The organism is Vulcanococcus sp. DEBay_Sum22DG08_74, from assembly GCF_017852955.1.
GTDB lineage: Bacteria > Cyanobacteriota > Cyanobacteriia > PCC-6307 > Cyanobiaceae > Vulcanococcus.
In genome coordinates this window covers 1-10,209 of record NZ_JAFMKL010000060.1, presented here as the reverse complement: position 1 = coordinate 10,209, position 10,209 = coordinate 1, and the positions used below count along the sequence as shown (strand labels likewise).

Here is a 10,209-nt window from a genome sequence, read left to right as displayed (position 1 = left end):
TTGCTCTCAGCCCATCTCCTGGCGCAGACGCTGGAGGTGGGCCATCACCACCCCCGAGTTCAGCAGTTCCCGGCAGCGTTCGAGGCCGCCTGTGAGGTTCGCCTCCAGTCCGGCCTGCCAGAGGTAGGTGCCTGCATTCCAGATCAAGGCGGTCGCGAGTTCCCCTTGCCCGCCTAGGGCGGCGGCCGCTTGGTTCCCCCAGGTCTCCAGCCCGTCCCAAAGCGGGTCGGCTCCGTAGCAACCGTTGTCGCGGGGGTGGAGAATCTGGCGCCCGTCCTCCTCTCGGGTTGGACGACCCGTCACGCAGGCCCGACTGATCGGCAGATCGGTGCTTCCCTCCAGGCCTTTGACGGTCAGCACGTTGGTTTCCCCCGCTAAGTCCAGTGCCTTCCAGGCCCGCGCTTCGGTTGGCGGGTGGACAAAGCCACTGACCAGCAGGTGCTCGCCCTGGTGCGCAGTCCAGAGCAACTCGAGGCTGGCCAGCGGTGGCCGCTTGCCGAGATCCTCGCGGTAAGGGATCAGGGTTTCGGCATCCGGGAGGTGGTCCGGTTGATGGACCAACGCCAGATCGCAAGCGTTGAGCTTGGCCTGGACCCACTCGACGCTTCGGCCGGCGAGCTGCAGGCCCAAGCAGGCGAACAGCTCCTGGGCCGTGATCCCGTATTTCACGGGGATGCGGCCGGCCCCTTGCAGCACCACGGGGAGTCCGGCACTCGAGAGCACCAGGGCGGTTAGGGGGTAGATCGGAGCGGTGCGCGTGCGCCCGTCAAAGGGCATGCCGAAGCTGATGGCTGGCTTGCCGGTTGTCAGCTGCGGGCCCCGCTTTCGGTACACATCCAGCATCCCGGTGAGCTCCTGAGGCTCAGGCCGGCGGATGCGGTGGGCGATCAGGAAGGCGCCGATTTGGGCCGGGCTAGCGGCCCCATCGAGCATCAGTTCCAGGGCGTGGGCGGCTTCCTCGCGCGTCAGTCCACTACTGGTGTGCTCGCCACTGCCGACTTTGCGGAGATAGGCCTTGAACAGCTCACGGCCATTCGGCGGGCCGTCGGTTGGGGGAGCGGCGTAGGTCAAGCCGACAGAAGAGCTCGTTCTCACTGGATTCTCCGTGCCGGCAAGGCCCGATCTGGTAGCAGCAGCTACCAAGTTGTTTCAGGCTCGGTAACAAAGGCTGCGAAGTTGATCCCCATCTGCAGCGAATCTGACATGCGAGCAGAACGCAGATTGCGCTTCATTCTGTTCACTCCTCTCATCAATTCTGGCCTGTCTCCATGACGGTTACTCCTGTTTCAATGCCCTCGTTGGCAGCTCCCTCTCCCGCCACAATCACGGCGACGTTGATGGCGGCGAAGAAGGCCAAAGGGCTGAGCTTCGCTGATCTGGAGGCCGCCCTGGGTCGCGATGAAGTGTGGATCGCTTCGCTGTTCTACTGCCAGTCCACCGCTTCGGCTGAAGAAGCCCAAAAGCTGGCTGAACTGCTCAGCCTTGACCATGCCATTACCGAGGCACTGCAGTCGTTCCCGACCAAGGGCGGTCTGGATCCTGTGATCCCGACTGATCCGCTGATCTATCGCTTCTACGAGATCATGCAGGTGTACGGAATGCCCCTGAAGGACGTGATCCAAGAGAAGTTTGGTGATGGCATTATGAGCGCCATTGACTTCACCTTGGATGTGGACAAAGTCGAAGATCCTGCTGGTAACCGCGTGAAAGTCACCATGTGTGGCAAGTTCCTTCCTTATAAGAAATGGTGAGCTTCGGCTCCCAACGCAAAAGCCCACCAACGGTGGGCTTTTTTTGTGGCGAATTGTAGAAATGAATAGTTATGCCAAGGCCTGCTCGACCAGGGCTTGATGCCTGACCTGAGCCTTGAGTTGACGCTGCAGCGGCTCTTCTAAGGCTGTGCCAGCCAATTCGCCTCGAAGCTCCAGCAGCTGCTGGCAGCATTCCAGGCTGCCGATGCAACCGAGGGCCTGGAGTGCCGCTTCAGCGACGCGGGGCAGAGCTTCGGTGCTGATGCAGCCGCGAATGGCAGCTAAGACGCTGGGTTCGTTGCGCCGTTGCAGCAGCTTGATCGTGGCAATCACCACATCGGCGCGAAAGTCCTGCAGCAGAGGCGTCGTCAGGCGTAGGACCTCCTCGGCCGTCAGGCTGCGATTGCGGAAGGTCAGCAGGCTGAGGCCTGCCAGGCGATGGCTCTGGCCCGGGGCGCTCAGCGCTGATTCGATGATTCTGAAATCGATCAGATTGCCCCAGCAGCCGAGGGCTTCGAGCACATCGGGCTCCAGGGGTCCGGCCTCTGGCAGCCAGGCCAGGAGTTGGGTGCAGGCCTGGGGGTGATGACAGATCCCCAGGGCGCGAATGAGGGGCAGAGAAATGCCCTGCGATTGGCAGAGGGGAAGGATCAAGGCAATGGCCTCGGGTCCGGCCATCCCCAGCCGCTCAGCCAGGCTGAGGGCAAGGGTGGGATCGGAGACCCGAGGCAGCAGAGCGCTCAGTTCTTCAGGGGTGAGGGGCTGCCGCCGCCAGCGTCCGAGCCGCTCGCTCAGAGCAGCTTCCTCATGGGGCTGAAGAAGGTCAGAGGCAGGGGCGACAGCGAGTCCCATTGATCAGCGAGCCCCCAGCTCGGCGGCCAGTTCCCGCTCCAGCTTGTCGTCGTGCTCACTGGGGAGAACGTTGGGCATCTTGGTGCGGTGGGTGCTGTAGAAGAGCATCCCGATGAAGACCATCCCGCCCACGATGTTGCCGAGGGTGACGGGGATGAAGTTCCAGACGATCACCTTGCCGAAGGACACACCGGAGCCCAGCAGGGGGCCGGCGGTATGCAGGAACTGGTTCACCACGATGTGCTCCATGCCCATCGTTTGGAAGGCCGTGATCGGCAGCCAGCAGGCCAGCAGCTTGCCGGGAACGCTCTTGCTCACCAGGGCCATGGTCACGCCCAGGCAGACCAGCCAGTTGGCGACCATGCCCCGCAGGAAGGCCAGGAAGAAGCCAGTGCTGCCAAGGGCTTCGTACTTGGTGACCACATTCAGCTTGTTGAGCTTGATGATCGTGGCGGCCACAACCTGCCAGCCCTTACCGCCGTCGGCAGCGGCCAGGGGCTCAACGGTGCCGGCGCTGGTCAGGCTGGCCCACATGATCAGGGCAACAACGGCGGTGCCGATGAAGTTGCCAATCCAGACCCAGGCCCAGTTGCGGAAGGTGGCGCTCCAGCTCGCCTTGCCGGCCCAGACGCTCATGGGCAGCAGGGCGAAGTTGCCGGTGACCAGCTCCATGCCGAAGAGGACGATGCTGGCGAAGCCGAAGGGGAAGAGCAGCGAGCCCAGGAAGGGCATCTTGCTCTGGGCGGCCACGGTCAGGGCCAGGATCACGGCGAGACCGAGGATGGCTCCGGAATAGAAACCGCGGATCAGCAGGTTCTTGACGCTGACGGTTGCTTTTTTGCCGCCGGCAGCAATCATGCCGTCGACTAATTCGTTGGGTAGGACATAGTCCATCTGTGAAGCTGTCGCGCTCATGTTTTGCTCTGCAAGTGATGTGTGAGGAAGGGAATTAACCGCTAATGCGGTTCATCAAGCGAGAAATGATGTCTTGGCTGCCTTGGGGCCTGTTGACGGCAGCTTTGTCAGTGCCACTGCTGCTCAGCCAATTCACAAACCGAGAGAAGACATCTCTCTTTTGTTGCGTCGTTGATGAAGACATGCGTCCGAAGTTGAGGGTGAGACGGTGCGATCTGATTGAGGACAGGCTTCAGAAGAAAGGAGCACCTGGTCTCAAAAATGCCGGTAAATGTGTAGTGCGGACTGCGGCTTTTTACGTCCTGGGCTTGGCGCCAAACTGTTCAATGAGAACCTCTTTCAGCACCGCTTGGATTTCACTGGCGGGAACTCCTTTGCGGTGCATCTCGCCGATTTGAGGGTTGGCACCTTGGGAGCCGCCAATGGTGATGTTGTAGCCCTCGCCCATGCCGCCATCGGGCTGTTTGGTTTTGGTTCCGGTGAGACCAATGGCGCCCATGTAGGCCTGGCCGCAGGTGTTGGGGCAGCCCGTCCAGTGGATCTTCAGTTCCTCCGGAAGGACCAATTCACGATCCAGCGCTTCAGCAGCAGCGAGGGCTTGATCCTTGGTGTTGGTGAGGGCAAAGCTGCAGTAGCTGTTGCCGGTGCAGCTGACGGTGCCAGCGGCAATGTGGCTGGGGTTCAGGCTGAAGCGCTGCAGCAGTGGTTCCGTTTCAAAGGCCTGGAGTTGAGCGCTGCTGATGCCGGTAAAGATCACGTTTTGATCTTCCGTCAGGCGCACGCTGCCGTCGCCATGGCGCTCGGCAAGGGCGGCAATGTCTTGGAAGTCTTCGGCCAGCAGGCGTCCGACGGGAACATGGACACCGGCGTAGTGCAGGTCCTGCTGCTTCTGCGGGTGGATGCCGTAGTGGGAGCGGGGTTCAGCGTCGAAGACTGAACCTGGATCTGGGGTCAGCGGACCAAAGCGTTCTTCCACCATGGCCCGGAAAGCCTCCAGGCCAACCTCGTCGAGGTACAGGCGGAAGCGACCCTTAGGGCGCTTGTCCCGCTCTCCGTTGTCCCTCCAGATCTTGATCACGGCTTCGGTGATCGCGCAGATTTGATCTGGTTTGACCCAGGCGTTCAAGGGAATGGCATAGGCATTCATCTGGGAGGAGAGGATGCCGCCGATCCAGACGCCAAAGCCCATCTCGCCGTTGCGCTCAACGGGGTGGAAGGCGATGTCGTTGTGGAGCAGGAAGTTGTCGCGTGCACCAGCGACAGCCGTATTCCACTTCCGCGGAAGGTTGGAGAACTCGGGGTTGCCCTGGTGGTTGCTCGTGAGGAAGTTTTCGAGCTCCTGGGTGTACGGGCGAGTGTCGACAATCTCCAGGGGGTCAATGCCGGCAATGGGATTTCCGGTGACGTTCCTGGGGTTGTCGAAGGCCGATTGGATGGTGGTCAGGCCAACCGCTTTGAGTTGACCCAGAATCTCGGGCAGGTCCTCCAGGAGGATGCCGCGCATTTGGATGTTTTGGCGCGTGGTGATGTCGGCGCTTCCGTTGCTGCCATAGCGAGCCACGATGTTGCCGACGACCCGAAGCTGCTCTGCGGAGATCACCCCGTTGGGAACCCGCAGGCGCATCATGAACAGCCCTGGAGTTTTGGGTCTCCAGAACATTCCGTACCACTTCAGTCGCAGCTGAAGATCCGTCTCATCGACGTTCTCCCATCCAAGTTTGGCGAACGTCTCGATTTCGCTGCCGACGAGTAGGCCGTCTTTGGCCGCTTTGTTCTGCTCAATCTTATTGAGCTTTTTACCTTCGAGCCAGCTCGGTAGTGCGCTGGGTGTCTCGTTTGCGTTGGACATCGTTGGCGTCGCCACCATGGGAAATCGGTTCAGATGAAGTCAGCAACTGAGCCGTTTCCAAAACAAAGAACGACTAGTGAGAGGAATCAAATCACTCGCCCTCTGCACTGCTTTGTCGCCGTTGTTACGGATCGACGCCGTCCAAGGGGAGTGGTGAAAAGGGTGTCAACGGATACCTAAAGGGGCCCCATCTTCCGGGTTGATGGTCTCGCTCTTCGGCCCCGCGCAGCTCAGTATTGGCGTCCGATTTCGCCCAGCATTCGCGTCGCTCCACTGCGAATCATTTGCCAGACCTTGCCCATGGCGGCGAAGTCGGCATCGAGTTCGCGCCTCCATTGCGGGGTGGGCTGCATCTCCCGGTAGCGGGGGCGTCCGTAGCTGCTCTGGGGCCTGCGGCGGGAGCTGGGCAAGGGGCGGGCAGCTGGCATCGTGTTCCTATGAATCCGGTGGATGTGACTCCATCAGCAGGCCCGGGGTGCTGGCGGTGGCCGTTGCTACCGAAGCCCTCCGCTGCTGGGCAGTCGCCCTTGTTCTTGGTGGTCCACGGCCACGCCGGTGGGCAGATTCCCCAGGTCATCACTGAGCTGCTGAACGATCTCGCCCAGGCCCGTCAGGCTCCGGTTTGGTTGCAAGCCCTCACGGCTGATCCTCTGGAGCTGCCCCAGGGGCAATCGCTGCTGTTGGTGCCCCTGCTGCTGACGCCCGGCAGCCATGCCCGCAGTGATGTGCCGGGGATCCGTGATCGGCTGCGCCGAGAAGGGCATCAGGTGTGCACGCTTCCTTTCCTCGGGGCCTGGGGCCCCTGGTTGGAGCATTTGCGCGCGCTGAATGCTCCGGCTGTGTTGCACCATCCCCTTCGGCCAGGGGTGGCGGATCGCTACCTCTCGGCCCTGAGCCGCTACTTGGGGGTGCCCTGCTTAAGTGCAGACCGAAGCGCCCCGAGCGATGCGGCGGCATTGCCCTTGGCCCTTGCGCCCAATCGGATGACGGCCCACCTACGGACGGACGTCTCCCCCTGTCTGGCGCTGCTGGAGCGTCCGGCCACCCGTCAGTTCTTGTTCAACCTCCTGCTCGATCTGCCATGACCGCTGACGTTGCCGGCAAGGTGTATCTGGTGGGGGCTGGTCCCGGTGATCCCGACCTCCTGACGGTCAAGGCCCAGCGTTTGCTCAGCCAGTGCGATGCCCTGGTCTATGACTCACTGGTGCCGCGCGAGGTCTTGGCCTTGGTGCCGGACGGTGCCGAGCAGCACTTCGTTGGTAAGCGCCGGGGCCATCACTCTGTGCCCCAACCCAGCACCAATGCCGTGCTGGTGGAGATGGCCAAGCGCCATCGCTGCGTGGTGCGCCTGAAGGGTGGGGATCCCTTTCTCTTTGGTCGTGGCGGTGAGGAGGCAGCCCACCTCGAGCGTCATGGGATCGCCGTTGAGGTGGTTCCCGGGGTGACGGCTGGGATCGCCGCCCCTGCCTATGTCGGCATTCCCGTGACCCACCGCCGTGCCGGCAGTTCCGTCACCTTCGTGACCGGTCACGAGGAGATTGATAAGCGTCGTCCTGGGGTGGACTGGCGCGGCTTAGCCCGCAGCAGTGATGGCCTGGTGATCTACATGGGCCTGCACAACCTGCCCCATATCTGTGAGGAGTTGATTGCCGGCGGCCTGGACGCCTCAACCCCTGCTGCGGCGGTGCAGCAAGGCACGGTGCGGGGGCAGAAGGTGGTGGTCTCCACCTTGGGTGGTTTGGCTGCAGCCGTTCAGGAGGCGGAGCTGGCCTCCCCGTCCATCGTGGTGATTGGCGATGTCGTCAGTCAGCGCGTTGAAAGCTGCGCCCCTGAGCCGGCCCTCGTGGAGATGCCGATTCCGCTCAAATAGGGCTGAGGGCGTCCCAGGTGCAGGGTTCGCAGGGACCATCCGCGAGGTGCTCGGCGCACCTGGGCGGAGAGCCACTGCTGATCCCGTTCCTTGAGGGCTGCTCGATCGCTTAGGTCTTCGCCGCCGTAGAGCAGGTTGATGATCCGATCTGGGTCAAGCTCCAGTTCCGCCACCTCATTCCAGAGGCCTTGGCTGGCTTGGGCATCGGCCCGGCCGATCTGTGCCTCGGCGAGGGACTGGGCCAGCAAGATCACCAGGGCCTGTTCTTTGCGGGCAGAAAAGCTGTCACTGCTGATCCCGGCGCGGCCCGGGCGGTCAGTGCAGCTGCTGGAGGGGGCTGTCATCACAACCTTCCAAGGGTTGGACTAACGCTAATCAGGGTTGGTCCAGTTGCCTTTTGGTCGTTAGGCCTCGGCGCGCCAATTGGGCAGCCCGAGGGCGTCCCGTTGGCTGAAGCGCTCGCAAACGGCATAGGCCGCGGGAAGGTTGGCGACCCGCTCCCAGCTTCCGTCGCTGTCGTTGTGGTTCACGACATAGCCGCCGCCCCCGTCACGGGCGATCCGGCAGCCATCACCGGTGAGTCCGACGAGATGCAGATGGTCGCCCATGAATCCGACTGCTGACTGGGTGATTTCTAAGGCCGGTGAATGTCTCCCAGCTCTGTGTTCGTTTCCCCACGCAATCAAACGTGAGCCTTTGGAAGGCAAACAAAAAAGCGCTTCACGTTTTCTTTGGGATCGCGTCTGATTGCGCCTTGATTTCTAGGTTTTGTAGGTGAATGTGCCTAGCTCATGGCGTGCTTGAGCCGTTCGCCAGTGATCCCCGGTCGCGACCCATGTCAGCAACTGGCCATCGACAGCGGCGGCCGGTTAATTGATCTGGACCTGGGCTTCGCTCGAGACCTGCGGCAGGCGGGATCGCACAGCGAAGGGGAAAACGGCCAAGGAGAAGGCGCTGGCCAGAGCGATCTGTGTCAGTTCGCCGCCGGGAATCAGGCGATTGGAGCCGCTCAGCTCGGCAATCAGCAGCAGGCCGATTAAGTAGCCAAACCACCAACGGCCATGCGTCCCATCGAGCGGTCGGCCTTGCCATCGGTTGACTCCCGTAAAGATCAGGGCCGGAACCAGGACGAGGGCGATGGCGCCTTCAACGGCTGTGCGTCCGCACCAGAGCACAGCCCAGCTGGCGGCCATGAAGGTCAGCGGACAGACCAGTGCGGCAGCAGGAAGCGCAAAGGCGCGATGGGCAGTCGGGAGCTGCTGACGGAGGGCCAGCAGGCTGACGGGCCCAACGGCCAAGGCAATCACCAAGCAGGCGGTCAGGAAGCTCACGATCTGCTGCCAGCTGGGGCCAAGCAGCAGCATCACAACGCCAATCACCAAGCTCAGGATGAGTGCTGTGCTGGGCACGGCTTGGCGGTTGAGGTGCTCCAGCCGTCTGGGCAGCAGACGCAGGCTGCCCATCATCCAGGCCACCCGGCCGGAGAGCCCCAAGTAGGTCATGGCGGTCGCTCCCGGGGAGATCACCGCATCACTCAGCAGCAACCCCACGACCCAGCTCAGACCGAGTCCCATGGCGATCGCCGCCAGGGGGCCGCCGTGGGCGCTCAGCTGCAGCGCTCCCCAGCCTGCGCCCAGGCTGCTGTGGGGCACCGCCACGAGAAAGGCCAGCTGCAGCGCCAGATAGATGGCGATGGAGAGCCCCAGTCCAAGGCCCATGGCCAGGGGCACGGTGCGTTGGGGGTCTCTGGCTTCGCCCGCCAAATCCATGGCGGTGCGAAATCCCAGCAGGCTGAAGAGGATGCCGCCACTGCTGATGGCATGAACAATGCCGGGCAGCCAGTTCTCCCCTGCGCCGGGTGCTCCCACGGTCACCAGCAGATTGCTCCAGTCCGAAGCGCTGAGCATCAGGACGGCCGAAATCAGGAGGGGAATGACCAGCTTCCAGCTGGTCAGGGTGTCAATCCAGCGGGCCAGGGTGCGCACCCCCGCCAAGTTCACCCAGGTCATCAGCACCAGCAGCAGAGCGGCGAAGGCCATGCCCCAGGGACTGAGCACCTGGCCTTGGCCGCCATCGAGGGTGAGCCAGGGCAGGTCGCTGGCCAGGTACTCGATCATCGCCAGCACCTCAATGGTGGGAAGGGCCAGGTAGGCCACCCAGGCGCACCATCCGCCGATGAACCCGGCCAGGCGGCCATGGCTGAGCATTGGGATTTGCGCCAGGGCGCCGGAGCTGGGCACCAGTGCCCCGAGTTCGGCGAAGACCATGGCCAGGCCAAAGGCCAGCACTCCGCCCAGGAGCCAAGCGATCAGGCTCGCGGCCCCGGCGCTGCGGGCGGCATAGAAGGGTGCGAACAGCCAGCCCGAGCCGATGGTGCCGCTCACCACCGCCAGGGTCAGGCTGCGCAGGCCGAGGCTGCGCGACAGGGCCATTCGGGGTGTTTCCTGCAGTGCTTCCCATCCTGGTCAGCTCTGGCTAGAGCGAAACCAGTGATCGTTCTTTTCGATGTCGGCTTTCATGCGTGCTGGAGTCACCGCCTTGATCGGCGCTGGTGCCCTCATGGCGTCTGCCCCGGCTTTGGCCTCCTGTCAGTTCCTCGCCCCCGTGGGCGGTAATGGCCAGAGCAACATCGTCACCAAGACCATCAGCCTGGGCAGCCCCTTGCCCTTCAGCCGCCCGAACTGGAACACCGATTTCTTCGTTAACCAGCCCTACAGCAGCTACAAGCTGTTCTTCACCGCCAACTCCTCGGTGAGCGCGACGTATCCGATTCAGGCCTACCTGAAGTTCACCGATGGCTCCAATCTCCAGGTCGTCAATGACTCCTATGCCCCCAATGTCGGCACGGGCCGTCAGTGGACCGTTCGTGCTGTTCCCGGCAAAACGGTGAACCAGGTGAACTTCAAGATCGGCGCCAGCGGCGATCAGGCGGCCACGGGCTTCACCTACCGGATCTCCGTCCAGGGCTGCAA

Annotated in this window: 12 protein-coding genes; 4 read left to right on the top strand and 8 right to left on the bottom strand. The window is 62.7% G+C overall.

Annotated elements, in window-relative coordinates; all coding sequences use genetic code 11:
• Window positions 1-6: 6 nt before the first annotated feature.
• Window positions 7-1,071 carry an anthranilate phosphoribosyltransferase family protein gene (locus tag QZ184_RS07690; protein WP_296418888.1) on the bottom strand — a complete coding sequence of 355 codons (1,065 nt, stop codon included), beginning with the start codon at window positions 1,069-1,071 and terminating at the stop codon, window positions 7-9.
• Between the two features lie 218 nt (window positions 1,072-1,289).
• Here QZ184_RS07690 and cynS point away from each other — a divergent pair, with 218 nt between their 5' ends.
• Window positions 1,290-1,751 carry a cyanase gene (gene cynS, locus QZ184_RS07685; RefSeq protein ID WP_071777923.1) on the top strand — a complete coding sequence of 154 codons (462 nt, stop codon included), beginning with the start codon at window positions 1,290-1,292 and terminating at the stop codon, window positions 1,749-1,751.
• Window positions 1,752-1,820: 69 nt separating this feature from the next.
• Here the strand turns inward: cynS and QZ184_RS07680 are convergent, their stop codons facing one another.
• The 4 genes from QZ184_RS07680 to QZ184_RS07665 all read right to left on the bottom strand — a co-directional run bounded on the left by QZ184_RS07680 (window position 1,821) and on the right by QZ184_RS07665 (window position 5,777).
• The gene (locus tag QZ184_RS07680; protein ID WP_296418886.1) at window positions 1,821-2,603 is read right to left on the bottom strand and encodes a hypothetical protein; all 783 of its coding nucleotides are present in this window, start codon (window positions 2,601-2,603) and stop codon (window positions 1,821-1,823) included.
• A gap of 3 nt (window positions 2,604-2,606) precedes the next feature.
• Window positions 2,607-3,497 (bottom strand): formate/nitrite transporter family protein, encoded by an 891-nt coding sequence (locus QZ184_RS07675; protein ID WP_010313770.1) that lies wholly within the window; start codon window positions 3,495-3,497, stop codon window positions 2,607-2,609.
• 316 nt (window positions 3,498-3,813) lie between these two features.
• On the bottom strand, window positions 3,814-5,385 hold the full coding sequence (locus QZ184_RS07670) for a ferredoxin--nitrite reductase (protein ID WP_296416715.1): 1,572 nt from the start codon (window positions 5,383-5,385) through the stop codon (window positions 3,814-3,816).
• A 212-nt stretch (window positions 5,386-5,597) separates the two neighbouring features.
• Window positions 5,598-5,777, bottom strand: a complete 180-nt coding sequence (locus tag QZ184_RS07665; protein ID WP_296418885.1) for a hypothetical protein — start codon at window positions 5,775-5,777, stop codon at window positions 5,598-5,600.
• A 126-nt stretch (window positions 5,778-5,903) separates the two neighbouring features.
• Here QZ184_RS07665 and QZ184_RS07660 point away from each other — a divergent pair, with 126 nt between their 5' ends.
• Window positions 5,904-6,452 (top strand): hypothetical protein, encoded by a 549-nt coding sequence (locus QZ184_RS07660; protein WP_363155132.1) that lies wholly within the window; start codon window positions 5,904-5,906, stop codon window positions 6,450-6,452.
• Window positions 6,449-7,237 (top strand): uroporphyrinogen-III C-methyltransferase, encoded by a 789-nt coding sequence (gene cobA, locus QZ184_RS07655; RefSeq protein WP_010313761.1) that lies wholly within the window; start codon window positions 6,449-6,451, stop codon window positions 7,235-7,237. The genes QZ184_RS07660 and cobA overlap by 4 nt, the downstream gene beginning before the upstream one ends.
• On the opposite strand, the gene QZ184_RS07650 is transcribed toward cobA, so the two are convergent.
• The 3 genes from QZ184_RS07650 to QZ184_RS07640 form a co-directional block, all read right to left on the bottom strand.
• Window positions 7,174-7,581 carry a hypothetical protein gene (locus QZ184_RS07650; protein WP_296416713.1) on the bottom strand — a complete coding sequence of 136 codons (408 nt, stop codon included), beginning with the start codon at window positions 7,579-7,581 and terminating at the stop codon, window positions 7,174-7,176. The two genes, cobA and QZ184_RS07650, sit on opposite strands and share 64 nt — an antisense overlap.
• Before the next feature lie 60 nt (window positions 7,582-7,641).
• On the bottom strand, window positions 7,642-7,845 hold the full coding sequence (locus QZ184_RS07645) for a hypothetical protein (protein WP_296416712.1): 204 nt from the start codon (window positions 7,843-7,845) through the stop codon (window positions 7,642-7,644).
• A 261-nt stretch (window positions 7,846-8,106) separates the two neighbouring features.
• Window positions 8,107-9,669, bottom strand: a complete 1,563-nt coding sequence (locus QZ184_RS07640) for an APC family permease (protein ID WP_010313756.1) — start codon at window positions 9,667-9,669, stop codon at window positions 8,107-8,109.
• A gap of 73 nt (window positions 9,670-9,742) precedes the next feature.
• Between QZ184_RS07640 and QZ184_RS07635 the strand changes: the two genes are divergently transcribed.
• A partial coding sequence (locus QZ184_RS07635; protein ID WP_296418881.1) for a hypothetical protein occupies window positions 9,743-10,209 on the top strand: 467 nt, incomplete at its 3' end.

Bases quoted from the DNA above. Each gene is read 5' to 3' on its own strand.
- QZ184_RS07680 (WP_296418886.1), bottom strand. From the start codon at position 2,603: ATGGGACTCGCTGTCGCCCCTGCCTCTGACCTTCTTCAGCCCCATGAG.
- QZ184_RS07650 (WP_296416713.1), bottom strand. From the start codon at position 7,581: ATGACAGCCCCCTCCAGCAGCTGCACTGACCGCCCGGGCCGCGCCGGG.
- QZ184_RS07670 (WP_296416715.1), bottom strand. From the start codon at position 5,385: ATGGTGGCGACGCCAACGATGTCCAACGCAAACGAGACACCCAGCGCA.
- QZ184_RS07640 (WP_010313756.1), bottom strand. From the start codon at position 9,669: ATGGCCCTGTCGCGCAGCCTCGGCCTGCGCAGCCTGACCCTGGCGGTG.
- QZ184_RS07675 (WP_010313770.1), bottom strand. From the start codon at position 3,497: ATGGACTATGTCCTACCCAACGAATTAGTCGACGGCATGATTGCTGCC.
- cynS (WP_071777923.1), top strand. From the start codon at position 1,290: ATGCCCTCGTTGGCAGCTCCCTCTCCCGCCACAATCACGGCGACGTTG.
- cobA (WP_010313761.1), top strand. From the start codon at position 6,449: ATGACCGCTGACGTTGCCGGCAAGGTGTATCTGGTGGGGGCTGGTCCC.
- QZ184_RS07645 (WP_296416712.1), bottom strand. From the start codon at position 7,845: ATGGGCGACCATCTGCATCTCGTCGGACTCACCGGTGATGGCTGCCGG.